The following is an 18,065-nucleotide window of genomic DNA, read 5'->3' on the forward strand; positions in this document are numbered from 1 at the left end:
CCGGCCGGTCAGGGCCGGGCCATCACCACTGACCGTGCCAACCGGCGGCTGCGTTCGGCCTCCGCCGGTTCATGGGTCAAACGCAGTACCAATGCGGGCGCGGCCGACCCGAGCTCGACGATTTCGGCGAATTCGGCCTGCAGCCGGCCCAAGTATTCCGCATGGTCCGGGGACAAGGACATCAACTCAGCCTCGCTCCTGGCGAAAATGAAGGTGGGCGACACCGGGTACGCCCCCAATCCATCGTGCTGCGCGGTGACCCATACCCGCTCCACCGCCGCGCCGCCCCGAATGTAGTCGTCGGTGGATTGGCCGTCGACCGATATGATCGCGATTCCGGATGCGGACCGGATCCGGTCGGCCGTCGGTTTTCCCAGTGCCGAACCGAGATCGGCCTCCGGAGTGAGCCTGGTCATCACCTCCGGGCGAGACAGCATAGGCAGCAGCAGGCGCTGGCTCGCGGTCAGGCCCAGGGTTCGGACATCGAGCCCTCGATCAAGTTCACCGGACCCGGGCCAGCGCAGTTCGGAAATCATCTCACGGTGCAAGCGCGGCGTGAGGTAACGAATTCGGTCCGATTCGGCCAGGATGGCGGCCAGCCGGTCCCGGCGCGCGTCCTCGGTGATCAGGTGGAGTCGCGCGCCCTCGGCCCGGGCCGCCGCGGTGAGATGGCCGACCACCTCATCGGAGATCGGCAGCCCCTTGCCGTCGGTCCGATTCGACATCCGCAGGATCATCGCCGGGTACAACGACGCGAGAGCGCTGTCTTCCCCGGGACTCAGTGCGATCTCGACGGCCGGTGCGGCCGGCCCGGTGTGCACCGTGACCGGGCCGAGCACCCGATGTCGGGCGGCGGCCACTCGGCCGTTGAAGGCCGCCGCGCCGAGCGCGACCAGGCTGCCCCGCCCGGCCACGTCCATGGTCGTCGTCGACTCGGTGGAGACGCTGATTCGCACCCGATCGGCAGAGGCCTCGATGCGCCATGGCTGACTGTTGCCGCCGGAGGGCGCCATTCGGGCGGCATGGATGACTGCCTCCATGGGTGAGTCCGGAATGGCAGCCGCGAGGTTCTCGCCGGATCGGTCGTCGACGTCCGCCGTGTCGTTCCCGGAAACGACCGTCGCGTTCAACCCGTCGGCCAGGTGGTCCAGGCTCTCCTCGAGATCGACGCGAATCCGGCCCGAAGGCAACGGTAACGACAATCCGAAACGGCGCACGGCGGCCGCCACCGTCGCCGCACCGATCTGGGTCTCGCTACCTAATTGCGGCCAATTGGCGATCGTTCGATCGAGTTCGACCATCGACGCGGCGGCGCCCACCGACAGCTGATCGGGGGTGAGGATCTGCAGCAGGTAACGAGTCTTCTGTTCCATAGTCAGCTCGTGCAGGTCCGCCGGTTCGACCGGGCCCAGCAGGCCGTGAAAGATTGGTCGGTTCGGCTCCAGGTCGAATCGCTCCACGTCGAAAAGTCCGCGGTCGTTCGTCTCCATGACTACCGGAATCCGGTACCGCCGGGCGGCCAGTCGCACCGACAGCTTCATGTCGAAGGAGTCGCATTGCTCGACCACCAAATCGAGCCCGCGAACGAAGTCGTCGACGTTGCTGTGGTCGACGCCCCTGGTTTCGATGTCGACAGCGAGGTACGGATCGATCTCTTTGATCCGCCGCGCCAGCACGACCGCCTTGTTCAGCCCGATATCAAAGATGGTGCCAGGGATGCGATTGAGATTCGAAAGGCTGACGCTGTCGAAATCCGCGATCCGCAAATAACCACAAAGGCCCTCGACGGCCAGCCCGTGGGCGATGACGTGGCCGGTGCTCAGGCCGACGACGCCCACCCGGAGGCGGCGCAACCGGGCCTGTTCGGATGCCTTGATCTTGAGCCGGTTTCGATCCAGTCGCAGCCGCGCGAAGGCGTCGGGTCCGAGGATCCGAAGCACCGTCCGGTGCCAGGGGTAATAGGCCCAGCGGGCGGGCTCGGTCAGGATCCCGGCCGCCGGCTCGGGGAGCAGGGCGGCCAGTTCCCGGCGCATCTCGGGGAGGTGATCGACGACCGCCACCGAGGAATCGGACATCAGGTCGGAGAGCTGGCGAGCCTGTTCCGGATCTCGGTCGTCCAGGAGGATGGGGATATACGCGGGGTGATCAACCGGCTGCACGCCGCAATGATCTCACGCGGCGGCAGGACGGGATCCGGCCAGCCCGTATGGCAGGCCGAGCTGAACCTGCTCGTCGAGCAGCGACACCAGATGGTCTTTCTCGATCCGGGCGGGCACGGTGGCCCGGTCCCACCAGATCGGCGCGGTCTGGTACCGGTCGTCGGGATAGGCGACGGGGCGGACGTCTTCGCTGCACTGCGCGCCGCTCGCGCACCAGCGGCGCACGGCATGATCGGCGACGGTGCACAGGGCGAAGCGGATGTCGAGCAGATGCATGGCGTGCATCGGCGTTCGCGCGATGGCGTCGGCGAGGATGTGCTTGGCGCGGATGTCGTCACTGACCCACCCCGTCTTCATCTCGACGACCCCGGCGGGGACCCTTGACGCGAGGTGCCGGCGCAGGGCCCTGGCTCCCGCCCGCCCGTCCCACTCGACCAGGGCATGGGCCTCGTCCGGGTCCTGGTACGGACCCTGGACTCGCACGCCACCGACCACTGCACCATTCGGGTCGACGATGGGCATGAACAGCGTGGTCGTTTCTCCGGGTGCCACCTTCTCGTATTCGAGCACCCGCTCGACGCCGTACTTGCGATAACTGCTGAGCGCGCCGGAAAGGTAGTCCTCCCATAACTGGGGCTCGGCGTCGGGGCGGGCGACCACGATCGAGTAGGGAGTTCCGGTGATCGTATAACTACGCAGCGTAATGAGCTCACGGTCAAACGGCAACTTTAGGTCCGGCCGGCCCATGCTTAGCGTGGCAACGTTCACCAGCTGATGATAGTTGGCCATGCGTATTAGTCCACTGGAGCCATTAGAATGCACTCTGGAGTGGTGATCACAATCACACAGTAGTGTCCGATTAATCCGAACCGGCTGATATGTCCGGTCAGCGCACTCTTTTGGGCTCCATTCGGCTGATGCACGGTCACGTTGCGTGAGACGGTGCGGCATTTTTGCCGTCCGGGGGAAACGGCGCCGGGTCCGCGGACTCGATGTGCCCAGTCCCGAACCGGCCTCCGGGCACGTAGTGCGGGGGCCGGGCCGGGCCGCGGTCTCGTGACCTTTGGCCCTGCCGCCGGGCCGGCCGATCGTTACGGTTTGGCCATGACTGATATTTCTCTGAGACGGAACAAGGTTGCGATTGTGGGGGCCGGTTCGGTCGGCGCCACCCTCGCCTATGCATGTCTGATTCGTGGCATCGCCCACGACGTCGTGCTGTACGACATGGCCACCGCCAAGGTGGAGGCCGAGGTGCTCGATCTGCGGCACGGTCTGCAGTTCTGTCCGCCCGCTGATGTGGACGGTTCGGACGACGTGGCCGTCTGCGCCAACGCCGACGTCATCGCGATCACCGCGGGCGCCAAGCAACGGCCCGGGCAGACCCGGCTCGAGCTCGCCGGAATCAACGTGGACATCTGCCGGGCGCTGATTCCGAAGCTGCTGGCGGTCGCCCCGGACGCGGTCATCGTGATGGTGACCAACCCGGTCGACGTGCTGACCTATGCCGCCCTCAAGTTCTCCGGCCTGCCGAAGGGCCGCGTGCTGGGCAGCGGCACGGTGCTGGATTCGGCGCGGCTGCGCCAGGTGATCGCCCGCAAGCTCGGTGTGGCTTCGCAAAGCGTGCACGCCTTTATCGCCGGCGAGCACGGCGATTCGGAGTTTCCGTTGTGGAGCACCGCCAGCATCGGCACGGTCCCGGTGCTGGAGTTCGTCTCGCCCGGCGGGGCGCGGTTGGACGAGGATCAGGAGGCGCAGATCGCGCACGACGTCGTCAACGCCGCGTACGCGATCATCCAGGGCAAGGGGGCCACGAACTACGCCGTCGGGTTGGCCGGGGCCCGGGTGATCGAGGCGATCCTGCGCGACGAGAACGGCGTCCTGCCGGTGTCGTCGCTGCTCGACGGCTTCCACGGGATCTCCGATGTGTGCCTGTCGCTGCCCTCGCTGGTCAACAAGGACGGCATCGGCGGCATGCTCGACGTGCCCCTGTCCGGCCGCGAGGTGGAGTTGCTGAAGGCGTCGGCCGCCGAGGTCAAGTCGGTCGCCTCGTCGCTGGGCCTGTAGGGGTGCCCTGAACAAGCCGGCTCCTTCGTCGCCGCATCGCCCCAGGGCACCCCTCGGGTGCTGGCCGCCATATGGCAGTAGGACCGGGCGCAGGCAATCGGGCGACGCAGGAGCCTGGTTTGTTCAGCGCGGCGCCCGGACCGGAGCCGGCCGTCCGGCCGGCTCCGGTCCGGGCCGTCGACACCAGGATCCCGATCTGGCCGGAGGCGAATCCGCCCGGGCGTCACGAGCGGTAGTCGATCAGAATGGGTCGGCATTCCCCGGGGAACCATCCGCGGGCCTGCCGGCCCCGAATGATGGGCAACCGGATCCGTGCTTCGGCCGGACGCTCCGACGTGAAAGGACCTGCGCTCGATGGCTCTGCTCACCCCGACTCGGCGTCATCTGACCCCATGGCCCGCGGCGGGCGTGTGGCCAGGATTGTTCGACGTGCCCCGCGTTCCGGTGCACGCGGCGATCGCCCGCCGGCTGGCCGCGGCGGCGGTCCGCACTCTCCCGATGACCCTGCTGTTCCCGGACGGCACCCGATGGGGGGCCGGCGGGCCCACCCTGGAGGTGGTCCGGCCGGACCGCTTCTTCGCCCGTCTCGGCGCCGACGGCCTGATCGGCTTCGGCGAGGCCTGGATGACCGGCGAGCTGACGACCGGCGGCTGGCAGTTGCCGGTCGGTCAGGCGCGAACCGACCCCCGCGCGCTCGACCCCGACCTGGTCAATGCGGCCACCGATGAGCTGGCCGACGTGCTGGAGGTGCTGGCGCACCGAATGTCGGTGTTGGTGCCGCGTCCCTTGCAGGTCCTGCGGCGGATGTGGCAGCACCGGCTGCCGGCGGTCGAGGAGAACACTCCGACCGGGGCACGCGAGAACATCCATCGGCACTACGACCTGTCGAACGAGCTGTTCGCGCTGTTCCTGGACCCGAGTCTGACCTACTCGGCGGCCTGGTTCGAGCCGGGTGACGACCTGCCGGCCGCGCAGGTGCGCAAGATCGATGCAGTCCTGGACCTGGCCCGGGTCCGGCCGGGCATGCGCGTCCTGGAGATCGGTTCCGGGTGGGGCGCCCTGGCCATGCGGGCCGCCCAGGACCGGGACGTGCACGTCACCACGCTGACCCTGTCCGAGGCGCAGCGTGACCTGGCTCTGCGCCGGATCGCGGATGCGGGTCTGTCCCACCGGGTCGACGTGCTGCTCGAGGACTACCGGCAGCACGCCGTTCGGGAGGCAGGCAGCTACGACGCAGTGGTCAGCGTCGAGATGATCGAGGCGGTCGGCGAACGCTACTGGCCCGACTACTTCGGGGCGATCGACCGGATGCTCGCGGACGGTGGTCGGCTCGGCCTGCAGGCGATCACCATGGCCCACGAACGGCTGCTGGCCACCCGCAACGGCTATACCTGGGTGCACAAGTACGTCTTCCCCGGCGGCGCGCTGCCCTCGCTGACGGCGATCGACCAGGTCGTCACCGGGCAGACCCGGCTGCGGATCCAGGAGACCCGCCGCCTCGGCCATTCCTACGTGCCCACGCTGGAGCAGTGGCGGCACTCGTTCAACGACCGGCTGCCCGAGGTGCTCGAGCTGGGCTTCGACGAGACGTTCGTCCGCATGTGGAACTTCTATCTGGCGTACTCCCAGGCCGGATTCGCCGCGGACTACCTGGACGACCTGCAGATCGGCTTCGCCCGCGAGTGAGCCGTCACCAACTGTCGCCGTGCACCTCGTGCCCGGGGGCCTCGTTCAGCAGCCCCCGGTAGGCCCGTTCGGGGGTGGATCCGTGGTTGACCACCGCGTCGACCTCGCGGGCGATCGGGACGTCGACGCCGACGTCGGCGGCCACCTTCAGCACCACCGATGCGGTCTTGACGCCCTCGGCCACCTGCTTCATCCCGGCCAGGATCTCGGCCAGCGGAACGCCCCGGCCGATCAGCTCGCCGACGTGCCGGTTGCGGCTGTGCTTGCTGGTGCAGGTGACCACCAGGTCGCCCATGCCGGCGAGCCCGGCGAACGTCTCGGCCTGCCCGCCGACCGCCGTGCCGAGTCGGGTCATCTCCCGCAGCGATCGGGTGATCACCATGGCCCGGGTGTTGTCCCCACTGCCGACCCCGTCGCCCATCCCCACCGCGATGGCGAAGACGTTCTTCAGCGCGCCGGCGATCTCCACACCCACGACGTCGGAGGACGAGTAGATCCGGAAATAGGTGGTGCGGAACAACTCGCCCAACTGGGCGGCCAGATGCGGGTCGGGCATCGCGATGACGGCCGCGGCGGCGTAGCCGGCCACCACCTCGCGGGCGATGTTCGGGCCGGCCAGCACCCCGGCCGGGTGCCCCGGGAGGACCTCGTCGACGATCTCGGTCATCCGCTTGCGGCTGCCCTGCTCGAGCCCCTTGACCAGGCTGACCACCGGCGCCCACGGGCGCAGGAACGGGGCGAGGTCGTCCAGGGCGCCACGGAACCCGTGCGACGGCACCGCCATGATCAAGATGTCGGCGGGTTCGACGGCCTGCTGCAGATCGGTGGTCGCGATCAGCCCCGGGGCGAGCTCGAAGCCGGGCAGGTACCGCTCGTTGGTATGACCGGTGTTGATCTGCTCGACCACCTCGGCGGACCGGCCCCAGATCGTGGTCGGGGAATGCCGGGCCACGATCGACGCCACGCTGGTGCCCCAGGATCCGGAACCGATCACCGCCACCTTCGGCTGTCGACGGAGCACCGTGCGGGCCATCAGCTGGTCGCGCTCAGCGCGGCGAAATCGGTCATGTCAGCAGTGTGCTGCAGTCGCCGTGACCGTGCATCTCTCACGGCCTCCGGACGCGTCACCGGCCACCGGCGCCGGGCCGTGCGAGGGTGAACCGGTTGGGCATCCGGCGAACGGGTACCTGATCGTGGCCGACAAGCCGATGGAGAGGTTCAGGCGACTCATGACGATCGGTCGATCGCGGACCCGGCGGCCGGGTTGCCGCATCCGGACATGACCGCGCCGGCGAGTCCGGCCGAGCCCGGGGTGCCGGTCGCTCCGTTCCGGGGCGCGGCCCTGGGTGAGCCGGAGCGGCGCACCTTCCAGGGCCTCGACGGGACCCGCGACTACCTGGTGTACGTCCCGCCGGCTCTCGACGGCGGGCCGGTGCCGTTGGTCGTCATGCTGCACGGCGGCACGCAGGACGCGGCCGACTTCGCCGCCGGCACCGGCATGAACGCCCTCGCCGACCACCATTCGTTCGTCGTGGTCTACCCCGAGCAATCCCGCCGGGCCAATCCGGGTGGCTACTGGAACTGGTTCCGGCCCGAGGACCAATCGGCCGGTGCCGGCGAACCGGCGATCATCGCCGGCATCGTCACGGAAGTCTGCCGTGAGCTGCCGATCGACTCCGGCGCCGTGTTCGTGGCCGGCCTGTCCGCCGGCGGGGCGATGGCGGCGGTGATGGCTGCCGCCTATCCGGAGATGTTCGCGGGCGCCGGGGTGCATTCCGGGGTCGGCTATCGCGCCGCCACGGATATCGGATCGGCCCTGGGTGCGATGGGCGGCGGCGGTGCCCCGGCGCCGCACGGCGCGGTCCCGCTGATCGTCTTCCACGGGACCGCGGATGGCACCGTCGCGGCGGTGAACGCCGAGCAACTGGTGCGGGCGGCCCTCGCCGGCGCCGCCTCGGCGCCGCCGGGCACGACAACGGTGGTGCCGGCCTCCGACGCCGCGAAGGGGTACACCCGGACGACGCACGAGGATCCGGACGGGCGGCCGCTCGTCGAATCATGGGTGGTGCAGGGCGGTGGTCATGCCTGGTTCGGCGGGCAACCGGCGGGCAGCTACACCGACCCGGCCGGTCCGGACGCCTCGGTGGAGATCGTCCGGTTCTTCCTGGCCCATCGCGATCGGGGGCGCGTCCCGCCGCGCTGATCGGCGGACGGCCGCCGCCGGCCACACCGGCGGCCCGCGACCGGTTCGAGCCGGCCCGGCCGGCCGCCCGGCGAGGCCGACCCACACCTGCGCCGATGGTTGTCCGGGGCGGGGTCCGGCAGACTGGGCCCCATGCCCGAGCTGCCCGAGGTCACCGCGCTGGCCGCGTTCCTGACCGAGCACGCCGGCGGGCAGACGATCGCCGCGCTGACCGTGGCCTCGCTCAACGTGCTGACCACCTTCGACCCGCCGGCGTCGGCGATGGTCGGTCGCACCGTGTCCGGTGTGGGCCGGCACGGCAAGTTCCTCGACCTGACCACCGCGCCCGGCCCGACGTCGCCCGACGACGCGCCGCCGGAGCTGCACCTGCTGCTCCACCTCGCCCGGGCCGGTTGGCTGCGCTGGTCGGACGCGATCTCGCCGCGGCCGCCGAAGATGGGCGGGCCGATCTCGCTCCGGGTGGTGCTCAGCGGTGGCGGCGGGTTCGACGTCACCGAGGCGGGCACGCGCAAGTCGGTGACCGCGGCCGTGGTCACCGACCCGCAGGCCGTCCCCGGTGTCGCCCGGCTCGGCCCGGATGCCCTCGACCTGGACCGGGCCGCGCTGGCCGCGGTGCTGGGTGGCCAGACCGGGCGGATCAAGAACGTCATCACCGACCAGCGGATCATCGCCGGCATCGGCAACGCCTATTCGGACGAGATCCTGCACACCGCAAAGCTTTCGCCCTACGCCACCGCCGGCCGGTTGGGTCCGGACGAGCTGGACCGGCTGCACGAGGCCATGGCCACGGTGCTCACCGACGCCGTGCTGCGGTCGGTCGGCGGTGAGGCGGCGCGGCTGAAGGGCGAGAAGCGGACCGGGCTCCGGGTGCACGCCCGCGCCGGGCTGCCCTGCCCGGTCTGCGGTGACGTGATCGCCGAGGTGTCCTTCGCGGACCGGTCCTTCCAGTACTGCCCGACCTGCCAGACCGGCGGCCGGAAGCTGGCCGATCGGCGCCTGTCCCGCCTGGTGAAGTAGGCCCCGCCTCAGGCGGTGCGGTGGCCGGTCGGCAGCGGTCGCAGGATCCGGTCGATCGCGTCCTGCAGGCGGTCGGCGCACACCTCGAAGTCGGCCAGCGAACCGCCCATCGGGTCGGGCAGGTCCTCATCGGCACCCGGCACCGGCTGCAGCGACGAACGGGCGAGCTTCGCCTCGGTGACGAGCCGGCGGCCCTGTCCCGTCGGATCGTCCGGCTCGCTCAGGGGCGCCGGCACGGCGTCGCTGAGTCGCGCGAACTGCCGGATGGTGAACGTGCGGCCGATGGCCGCGGGGACCGCCTTGACCACGATGCCGCGCTGCCGGCGGGATGCGGTCAGGATGAGGTCGGATTCGCCGATCACGGCGCTGGACAGCGGCTGCGACGTGTGCGGGGCGACCCCGCCGAGGCGCCGCGCGAGCACCGTGGCCGCGTGCTCGTGCAGGGGCCACGGCCCGGGAATGTTCGTTCCGGCCGAATCGACCGCCCAGTGCCCCTCGCCGAATCGACCCGTCGCCGCGTGGTCCAGCATCTGCTGCGCCATCGGTGATCGGCAGTGATTGGCGGTACACACCATCAACACCCGGAACGTCAACCGGCACCCCCATGACCGCGACGGCCAGCACCGTCGACCCGAATGGCGCCGACCCTACCGTTGGTAGTCGAGAGATGTCCGATTCGGGCGAATTATTTACTCCGGAAGGGGTCGGTACAGACCGGTTTGGGTGACCTTCGCGATGGCTCGCATCTTGTTCACCGCGTCGAGCGCGGCGACTTTGTAGGACTCGGCCAGCGTCGGGTAGTTGAAGACGGTGTCGACGAGGTAGTCGACGGTGCCGCCGCAGCCCATCACGGTCTGCCCGATGTGCACGAGCTCGGTGGCGTTGGTGCCGAACACGTGCACGCCGAGCAGTTCCCGGGATTCGGCGTGCACCAGGATCTTCAGCATCCCGTACGAGTCGCCCAGGATGGCGCCGCGGGCCAGCTCCCGGTAGCGGGCGACACCCACCTCGAACGGCACCCGGGCCGCGGTGAGCTGGGTCTCGGTACGCCCGACGAAGCTGATCTCCGGAATCGAGTAGATGCCGATCGGCTGCAGGTCGCCGAGCTTGCCGACCGGTTCGTCGAAGGCGTGGTAGGCCGCCCGGCGACCCTGTTCCATCGCCGTCGCGGCCAGGGCCGGGAAGCCGATGACGTCGCCGACCGCATAGATGTGGGCGACCTCGGTCTGGAAGTTCTCGTTGACCTCGACCTTGCCCCGGTTGGACGCAGGCACACCGGCCGCCTGCACGTGCAGCTCGTCGGTGACGCCCTGCCGTCCCGCCGAGTAGAGGACGGTATCGGCGGGGATCTTCTTGCCGGATTCGAGGATGGTGAGCGTGCCGGCCGGGTGCTTCTGCACCTCCGCCACCGTCTCGGAGAACCGGAAGGTCACGGCCAGGCTGCGCAGCTGGTACTTCAGGGCCTCGATGACCTCGTCGTCGCAGAACGGCAGCATCGTCGACCGGGACTCGACGACGGTGACCTTGGTGCCGAGCGCGGCGAACATGGACGCGTACTCGATGCCGATGACGCCCGCACCGACCACGACCATCGAGGCCGGCACCCGCTGGATGTTCAGGATCTGGTCGGAGTCGACGATCGTCTCGCCGTCGAAGTCCACCGAACCGGGGCGGGCCGGCTTGGTGCCCACCGCAATGACGATCTTCTCTCCGCGGATCAACCGGCTGGTGCCGTCGCCGGCCTGGACCCGGATCGTGTGCGGGTCGGTGAACCGGGCCGTGCCCGGCAGCACGCTGACATGGTTGCGGGTGAGCTGGTTGCGGACGACGTCGACCTCGCGGTTCACCACGTGGGCGATCCGGGCGGCGACGTCACCGATGGTGATCTCGTCCTTGACCCGGTAGGCCTCGCCGTACAGCTCGCGCTGGCTCAGGCCGGTCAGGTACAGCACCGCCTCGCGCAATGTCTTGGACGGGATCGTGCCGGTATTGATGCAGACGCCGCCCATCATGTGCCCGCGGTCCACCACTGCGGCCCGGTGCCCGAGTTTGGCGGCGGCGATCGCGGCCTTCTGCCCGGCCGGTCCCGATCCGATGACGACCAGGTCGAAGGTGTCCATGGCAGTGCCCTTCGTCGGCGGCGGCCCGGCCCGACCGCCGAGGCCGTTGCCATGCTGCGCGCAGGATGTTGATGAGGTGCGTCGACCGTGTGAACAGTCGTTGACGCCGGCCGCTCGGTCCAACCGGTTCCGGTGGAATCATGGGCCGGTGAGCGCTTCGATTCCAGAGGTCAGTATCGATCAGGTCCCGGCGGACGCCGTGTTGCTCGACGTGCGGGAGGACGACGAGTGGGCCGCCGGGCGAGCCCCCGGCGCGGTCCACGTGCCGATGACCCAGCTCGCCGAGCGACTCGACGACATCCCCGACGGCAACCCGGTGTACGTGATCTGCCGCTCCGGCGGCCGATCCGCGCGGGCGACGGCGTACCTGAACCAGCAGGGATGGGACGTCGTGAACGTCGCCGGCGGGATGGGTGGCTGGGCCCGGTCGGGCCGGCCGATGGAGGCCGACGGTGACGCCGTCCCCGAGGTCATCTGAGCCGCGGGCCCCGGGCGGTCGCGGGCCCCGGGCATGAGTGGGCCGAACGCGTTCGCGCCGCCGTCGGGTGCGTCCCGCACCTGGGTGTGCCCGCGTTGCCGGGTCCGGCAGATCGACGCCGGCTGGCCGCGCTGCGCCAATTGTGAGCTGCCCCGGCATCGCTGGGTCGCGCACCCGCCACCCGGCGGACCGCCGCGGACGGTCGCGCCGCCGGCCGAGCCGCCGTACACCGGTCCGCCGTCCTACGGCAGCCGTCCGCCGCGGTGGTCCTTCCCGCCGGTCGTGTGGCAGGCGGACACGGCGGGCGCCGGCGACGAGCGGCCGCCGGCCGACCCATCCGGAGTGCTCCGGACCGCGGCCGTCATCGCCGCGGTGACGGCCGTCCTCGCCCTGGTCGCGGCGGCGGCCGAGACCTGGCGCTTCGTGTTGCTGCTCGACGGCCGGACGAAGGTGCTGCCCGCCGCGACCGTGTGGGGCAGCGACGTCTTCGTGGCCGCGGCCGGCGCCGGCGTGGTCGCGTCCGCCGTCGCGGCGTTGCTCGTGTCGGCGGTCGCCCTGGTCCGGACCCATCCGGTGGCGGCGCTGCGCCTCGGTCGGGTCCCGGCCCGGTCCCGGGTCGCGGTGCTGGCCCGCCTGCTGGTGCCTGGATGGAACCTGTACGGCGCCGGGCAGATCGTCACCGAGATCGATCGGATGCTCGGCGCCGAGCGGGCCGCGGAGAGCCGAGGACGAGCGTCCCGGCTGACCGTGTGCTGGTGGCTCAGCTGGATCGTCTCGGCCGCACTGGTCGCGGCGGCGCTGGCCCGCGGGTTCGGTGGCAGCCTGCAGGCGATCGCCGACACCGTCGAACTGCACATCGCCGTCGATCTCGCCGCGGCGGTCTGCGCCGGACTGGGCGCGGCCATGCTCTGGCGGTTCGCTCGGCTGTTGCGCCGGCGGGCGGCGATCCCGGCCGGTTGGGTGGTCCGTGAGCCGGCGCCGACCCGCGGGGCCGAGCCGGCCCCCCGGGCCGGCACACCGGGCTGATCGTTGTCCCGCCGGCTCCGACCCTTCGGGCGGCGTCGAGCGGCCGTCCCCGGACGGCGGTCGGCTACCGTGGCCGGGTGTCGAAGAAGAGCCGCCGTACCGGGGGATCCACCGCCGTCCTCGAATCCGGATCTGCCGCCGGGCCCGCGGAGTCCGTGAATCCCCGCCGCCCGTGCCCGTGCGGCTCCGGCCGCCGCTACAAGGCCTGTCACGGGTCGGCGGACGCGGCCGACCTGATCGTCACCCGGCCGTTCGCCGGGCTCGCCGCGGAGACCGAGCTCATCGCCCTGCGCGAATTCCTGCCGTCGGCGAGCGCCCCGCTGACGTTGATCGAACCGCGGGACGACGTGCCGTCGGTCGTGCTCGCCAGCGTGCTGCCCGGTGCCGCCGCTGCGCTCACCCGGTCGGACGGCTCGATCATGCTGGGCATGCAGGTGCAGACGCACACCGGTGACCTGTCCCGGGACCTGGCGGCCGCGTTGGAGTGGGCGCTCGCGGCGCAGCCGTCGTCGGTGCTGTCCGTGGTCGGCCGGGCGAGCATCGGCAACCGGTACGGCGACCTGATCGTGGACGAACCGCTGCACGTCACGGTGCACGAGGACTTCTCGTGGTGGCTGGAGGAGCAGGTCGAACCCGGCAGCGAGGTCGCGCTGTCGCTGGAGCGGGCGAACGCCGCGATCATGCCGACCGCGCGGGTCGCCGACCTGCCCGGCGCCTACTGGGTGGACGCCGGCGAGCGGGCGCACTTGCGCTGGGTCCGCCCCGAGGACGAACCGCCGCTGATGGCCGCGCTCGCCCGGCTCGCCGTGGCCGACCGGCTCGACCTGGGCGATGGCACCCGGTACGTCGGGTCGTTCCGGGCGCACGGCCGGCTGGTCCCGGTCTGGGACCTGGACCGGGACGCCCACGCCAGTGAGTGGGACGCACCCGCGTTGGCGTTCGCCGAGCGGCTGGCGCTGGCGCTGGCCGTCGACGAGCCGCTGACCGACGCCGAGCGCCGCGCCCGCGACGGCATCCTGGGCCGCCAGTTCACCCTGCGCTGACTCGGGGCCCGGCACTACCCGGCCCCGTCGGGCCCCCTCCGGCCCGGTCCGGCCCCGGTCCGGCACTACCCGGCCCCGTCGGGCCCCCTCCGGCCCGGTCCGGGGCCCGGCACTACCCGGCCCGGCCGGGCTTGTCAGGGCAGCCAACTCACGGTGCCCTTGAGCAGGGCATATCCGGCGAACGCGAAGATGTCGAGCAGCGAGTGCGCGATGACCAGTGGCCAGAGCCGGCGGGTCCGGCGGAACCACCAGGCGAACACGACGCCCATCGCCGCGTTCCCGAGGAAGCCGCCGAAGCCCTGGTACAGGTGGTAGGACCCGCGCAGCACGGCGGAGACGGTGATGACCGCCCAGCCGGGCAGCCGAAGCTGCTCCAGCCGGGTGACCAGGTACCCGACGACCAGCACCTCCTCCAGGAAGCCGTTCTCGATCGCGGCCAGGACCAGCACCGGCAGCCGCCACCAGACGTCGTTCAGGGTGGACGGGGCGACGGTCAGGTTGATGCCGGCGGCGACCGCGCCGAGATACAGCGCGATGCCGGGGATGCCGATGATCGCGGTCAGCACGACACCGATGCCCAGGTCCGCCCAGGGTCGCCGGGCGTCCAGGCCGAGCCGGCGGCGCAGGTTGACCCCGCTGCGCCACAGCAGGTACAGGCCCAACGCCCCCCAGGCCACCCCCCGCAGGATCGCCAGCAGCTGCTTGATCAGATCCAGGTACGACGCCTGGGCCTGCGGGACCACGATCGCGACGGTCTGGGACGCCAGCGGCACCGGCGCCAGCAGCGCGTCGGCCAGGCTGACCAGCGACGTCAGCCCGCTACTGCCGAGGGTGACCAGGAACACCACGACCAGTTCGACCCACATCGAGCGCGGGGTGTAGGCCCGGGGGGTCAGAAAACCATCGGGATCCGGGGGCGGCGGCGTTTGCGCAGGTGGGCCGCTTGGCGGTGGAGGGGCACCGGTGGTCATGACCGCGCAGCTTAGAGCCGGTGCGGTCGGGTGCGTGTCATCCGGCCGGACGCGAATCCGGCGGCGCCACAACCCTTCACCTCGACCGCACGTCAGTTGTCGGACAGTACTGTCAGAAGCCGCGTGTGCCCTGGGCGCGCGCTGTGGGCTGGCCGTGGGTGGCGAAATGCGGAGGATTCAATGCGGGTGGGACGTCGGCGCAAGGCTCTGATCGCCGTGACAGGGGTGCTGGCCCTGTTGCTGGCCGCCTGCGGCAATTCCGGCGCGGCCGGCGACGTCACGGTGACCAGCTTCGTGACCGCCGGCCCGGAATCGAGCCCGGCAACCTCCGTGCCGGCGGCCTCCAGCCCCGCGGCGTCGTCGTCGGCGGCCCCGTCGTCCTCCGCGGCCTCGACCCAGTCCGGTGACGGCACGGTCCAGGAGGGCGTCGCGATGCCGTCCGGGTTCGTGCCCAAGAAGCTCCAGCCGGGGGAAAAGCCTCCGCAGTTCATCGTCGTCAGCTTCGACGGGGTCGGCTGGCACGAGAAGTGGCAGCACTGGTTCGACGTCGGTACCAAGGTGCCGTTCCACTTCACCGGTTTCCTGTCGGGCACCTACATGCTCTCCGACGAGACCAAGATGGCCTACCAGGGGCCGGGGCACAGCCCGGGCAACTCGTCGATCAACTGGAACAGCGCCACCGACCTGCCCATCGAGATCAAGGACCTGAATCAGGCCTACGCCGAGGGCAACGAGATCGGCACCCATTTCAACGGACACTTCTGTGCGGGCGCCGAGCCGAGCGGCAATCAGTGGTCGACCGCCGACTGGAACAACGAGCTCGACCAGTTCTACTCGATGATCGCGAACGTCAAGGCGAACAACCCCGGCGTGCAGATGGACACCCTGGCCTTCGACCCGAAGCAGGAGGTGCGCGGCGAGCGCACCCCGTGTCTGGAGGGCAAGGCCGAGGAGCTGTTCCCGGCCCTGGTCGATCACGGCATCACCTACGACTCGTCGTTCACCAAGACCGGCATCTCCTGGCCGAAGCAGTCGCAGCAGTACAAGATCTGGCAGTTCGGCATGGCGACCTTCCCGATCAACGGCACCGGGAAGCAGCAGATCACCATGGATTACAACTTCTATTACACGCAGCGCGGTGCCGACAGCAAGGGTGTGACGCCCGAGCAGTCGGCGGCCGATTCCGAACAGGTGTACCAGACCTACAACGACATGTTCAACGCGACCTGGAACGGCAACCGGGCGCCGCTCGTGCTGGGGAACCACTTCAATGCGTGGAACAACAATGCCTACGAAGACGCCCTGACCAAGTTCGTCCTGGAGAAGTGCGGTCAGCCCGACGTGCAGTGCGTGCCGTTCCGGGACGTGCTGGCCTGGATGAGCGTGCAGGATCCGGATCGGCTGGCCCAGCTGCAGGCCCAGGCGCCGGAGACCGGCTCCGGCGGCTGATTCCCGCGGCCCGATTGGGGCGTCGAGTCGGGCCGGGCTCGCAAGGGAGATCGAGCACGGTGAACGGGCCTGCGCAGATTCCGGTGACAAGGACAACCGGGTTGGCCGGAGCGGTCTGGATAGGGTGAACGGCGTGGGTCGGGCAACGGAGCGATGGGCGTACCTGGGACCCGAGGGCACCTTCACCGAGCAGGCCGCGCGGGCCCTGGCCGCGGCGGCAGCGGTCGACCTGGACCCGGTCGGCACCGTATCGGTCGCCCTTGACGACGTGCGGTCGGGCCGGGCGGACGCCGCCTGTGCGGCCATGGAGAGTTCCGTCGAGGGCGCCGTGCCGGTCACCCAGGACGAGCTCACCCACGGCGCTCCGCTGCGGATCACCGCCGAGACCTACGTGCCGATCACCTTCGATCTGCTTGCGCGGCCCGGCACCTCGCTCGCCTCCATTCGATCCGTCGGGGCCCACCCGCACGGGCACGCCCAGATCCGGCCCTGGCTCGCCCGGTCGTTGCCGGCCGCCGCGGCGGTCATGACCGCATCGAATGCCGCCGCCGCCGCCGCGGTCGCCGCGGGCGATCTCGATGCGGCCGCCGCCGCTCCCGTGGCCGGCGCCCGCTACGGGCTCGACACCCTGGTCGCCGACATCGGCGACGTGCGGGACGCCGTCACCCGGTTCGTGTTGCTCCGCCGGCCCGGTCGGCCGCCGGCCCCGACCGGCAACGACCGCACCTCGCTGGTGTTGTCGGTCGGTAACCACCCCGGCTCGCTGCTGGCCGTGCTGGCCGAGTTCGCCTCCCGGGGGATCAACCTGACCCGGTTGGAGTCCCGGCCCACCCGTTCCAAGCTCGGCATCTACTACTTCCTTGTCGACGCCGACGGGCACCTCGCGGACCCGGCGATGGCCGACGTCGTCGCCGCGTTGATCCGCCGGCAGGCGCTGCTGCGCTGGCTCGGGTCCTACCCGCGGGCGGCCGGGCTCAACGACCCGACGGCCGAGTTCGCCACCCCGACCGCCTACGCGGACGCCGCGGCGCAGGTCGGCCGCTGGCAGCGGGGGGACTGACCGTGCGACTGCTGCTGATCCGGCACGGCCAGACGCCGTCGAACGTGCTCGGGCTGCTGGACACCGCGCCGCCCGGGCCGGGGCTGACCGACCTGGGTGTGGAGCAGGCCGCCGCGCTGCCGGACAGTCTGGCCGACCAACGGATCGACCTGATCGCCGCCTCCACCCAGCCCCGCACCCAGCTCACGGCCGCGCCGCTGGCCGCGGCCCGCGGACTGGACGTGCTCATCCGGGACGGCCTGTGCGAGGTGCCGGCCGGTGATCTGGAGATGCGCGGTGACGAGCACGCGGTGCGCACCTACCTGAGCACCGTGCGGCGGTGGATGGACGGCGAGCTCGAGGTGGCCGTACCGGGAGGTGAAACAGGGGAGCAGGTGGTGGCCCGTTTCGATGCCGTCGTCTCGGAACTGACCGAGATGGTCGTCGATCGCGCCGGTGACGACGCCGTGGTGGCCCTGTTCGCGCACGGCGCGGTCCTGCGCACCTGGTCGACCGTGCGCGGCGCGGACGAAGCGGTGCGCCGCGACCTGTTCGCACGGTTCAATCCGCTGCACAACACCGGCATGATCGTCATGAGCAGCCGGCCGGCCGGCGGCTGGCTGATGGAGTCGTGGGCCGGCCGGGCGCTCGGTGGCGCCCGCCTGGACGTCGGTGCCGCCGACGGCCCGGCGGGTGAGGATCCGGCCGGCGCGGTGCCGACCGGCCCGGATCCGACGGGTGGGGATCCCACCAGCGACGACCCGACTCCCGATGGGCCGCGCGGCCCGTTGACCACGCGGGTCTGACTAT

Annotated in this window: 16 protein-coding genes; 10 read left to right on the plus strand and 6 right to left on the minus strand. The window is 70.8% G+C overall.

Annotated features, from left to right (window positions below):
- Positions 1–8 precede the first annotated feature (8 nt).
- Complete coding sequence (locus ACILSK_RS13285; protein WP_395727637.1) at positions 9–2,159, minus strand: Rv1355c family protein; 2,151 nt, start codon at positions 2,157–2,159, stop codon at positions 9–11.
- A 12-nt stretch (positions 2,160–2,171) separates the two neighbouring features.
- Positions 2,172–2,948 (minus strand): hypothetical protein, encoded by a 777-nt coding sequence (locus ACILSK_RS13290; RefSeq protein WP_395727638.1) that lies wholly within the window; start codon positions 2,946–2,948, stop codon positions 2,172–2,174.
- A gap of 315 nt (positions 2,949–3,263) precedes the next feature.
- Between ACILSK_RS13290 and ACILSK_RS13295 the strand changes: the two genes are divergently transcribed.
- Entirely contained in the window at positions 3,264–4,223 is a 960-nt protein-coding gene (locus ACILSK_RS13295) for an L-lactate dehydrogenase (RefSeq protein WP_395727639.1), read from the plus strand.
- A 354-nt stretch (positions 4,224–4,577) separates the two neighbouring features.
- A complete protein-coding gene (locus ACILSK_RS13300) occupies positions 4,578–5,909 on the plus strand; it encodes a class I SAM-dependent methyltransferase (protein WP_395727640.1) in 1,332 nt (443 codons plus the stop codon).
- A gap of 4 nt (positions 5,910–5,913) precedes the next feature.
- Here the strand turns inward: ACILSK_RS13300 and ACILSK_RS13305 are convergent, their stop codons facing one another.
- Positions 5,914–6,942, minus strand: coding sequence for an NAD(P)H-dependent glycerol-3-phosphate dehydrogenase (locus ACILSK_RS13305; protein WP_395727641.1), 1,029 nt, complete (start codon positions 6,940–6,942; stop codon positions 5,914–5,916).
- A gap of 246 nt (positions 6,943–7,188) precedes the next feature.
- On the opposite strand from ACILSK_RS13305, the gene ACILSK_RS13310 reads away from it, so the two are divergent.
- Both ACILSK_RS13310 and ACILSK_RS13315 read left to right on the plus strand, forming a co-directional pair.
- The gene (locus ACILSK_RS13310) at positions 7,189–8,112 is read left to right on the plus strand and encodes an alpha/beta hydrolase family esterase (protein ID WP_395727642.1); all 924 of its coding nucleotides are present in this window, start codon (positions 7,189–7,191) and stop codon (positions 8,110–8,112) included.
- A 132-nt stretch (positions 8,113–8,244) separates the two neighbouring features.
- Positions 8,245–9,129: an Fpg/Nei family DNA glycosylase gene (locus ACILSK_RS13315; RefSeq protein ID WP_395727643.1), complete on the plus strand. Its 885-nt coding sequence runs from the start codon at positions 8,245–8,247 to the stop codon at positions 9,127–9,129.
- 8 nt (positions 9,130–9,137) lie between these two features.
- Here ACILSK_RS13315 and ACILSK_RS13320 read toward each other — a convergent pair whose 3' ends face one another.
- Both ACILSK_RS13320 and sthA read right to left on the minus strand, forming a co-directional pair.
- Positions 9,138–9,704 (minus strand): low molecular weight phosphatase family protein, encoded by a 567-nt coding sequence (locus ACILSK_RS13320; protein ID WP_395727644.1) that lies wholly within the window; start codon positions 9,702–9,704, stop codon positions 9,138–9,140.
- Positions 9,705–9,818: 114 nt separating this feature from the next.
- On the minus strand, positions 9,819–11,249 hold the full coding sequence (gene sthA, locus ACILSK_RS13325) for a Si-specific NAD(P)(+) transhydrogenase (protein ID WP_395727645.1): 1,431 nt from the start codon (positions 11,247–11,249) through the stop codon (positions 9,819–9,821).
- Between the two features lie 148 nt (positions 11,250–11,397).
- Here sthA and ACILSK_RS13330 point away from each other — a divergent pair, with 148 nt between their 5' ends.
- The 3 genes from ACILSK_RS13330 (at position 11,398) to ACILSK_RS13340 (ending at position 13,796) form a co-directional block, all read left to right on the plus strand.
- The gene (locus tag ACILSK_RS13330) at positions 11,398–11,727 is read left to right on the plus strand and encodes a rhodanese-like domain-containing protein (RefSeq protein WP_395727646.1); all 330 of its coding nucleotides are present in this window, start codon (positions 11,398–11,400) and stop codon (positions 11,725–11,727) included.
- A 33-nt stretch (positions 11,728–11,760) separates the two neighbouring features.
- On the plus strand, positions 11,761–12,753 hold the full coding sequence (locus tag ACILSK_RS13335) for a DUF4328 domain-containing protein (RefSeq protein WP_395727647.1): 993 nt from the start codon (positions 11,761–11,763) through the stop codon (positions 12,751–12,753).
- Positions 12,754–12,830: 77 nt separating this feature from the next.
- Positions 12,831–13,796, plus strand: a complete 966-nt coding sequence (locus tag ACILSK_RS13340) for a DUF5926 family protein (protein WP_395727648.1) — start codon at positions 12,831–12,833, stop codon at positions 13,794–13,796.
- A gap of 134 nt (positions 13,797–13,930) precedes the next feature.
- On the opposite strand, the gene ACILSK_RS13345 is transcribed toward ACILSK_RS13340, so the two are convergent.
- On the minus strand, positions 13,931–14,767 hold the full coding sequence (locus tag ACILSK_RS13345; RefSeq protein WP_395727649.1) for a CPBP family intramembrane glutamic endopeptidase: 837 nt from the start codon (positions 14,765–14,767) through the stop codon (positions 13,931–13,933).
- Positions 14,768–14,947: 180 nt separating this feature from the next.
- Here ACILSK_RS13345 and ACILSK_RS13350 point away from each other — a divergent pair, with 180 nt between their 5' ends.
- The 3 genes from ACILSK_RS13350 (at position 14,948) to ACILSK_RS13360 (ending at position 18,061) form a co-directional block, all read left to right on the plus strand.
- The gene (locus ACILSK_RS13350; protein ID WP_395727650.1) at positions 14,948–16,216 is read left to right on the plus strand and encodes a polysaccharide deacetylase; all 1,269 of its coding nucleotides are present in this window, start codon (positions 14,948–14,950) and stop codon (positions 16,214–16,216) included.
- Positions 16,217–16,349: 133 nt separating this feature from the next.
- Positions 16,350–17,276: a prephenate dehydratase gene (gene pheA, locus ACILSK_RS13355; protein WP_395727651.1), complete on the plus strand. Its 927-nt coding sequence runs from the start codon at positions 16,350–16,352 to the stop codon at positions 17,274–17,276.
- Positions 17,277–17,278: 2 nt separating this feature from the next.
- A complete protein-coding gene (locus ACILSK_RS13360; protein ID WP_395727652.1) occupies positions 17,279–18,061 on the plus strand; it encodes a histidine phosphatase family protein in 783 nt (260 codons plus the stop codon).
- The last annotated feature ends 4 nt before the right edge of the window (positions 18,062–18,065 follow it).

It is taken from the genome of Nakamurella sp. (assembly GCF_044224575.1).
Classification (GTDB): domain Bacteria; phylum Actinomycetota; class Actinomycetes; order Mycobacteriales; family Nakamurellaceae; genus Nakamurella.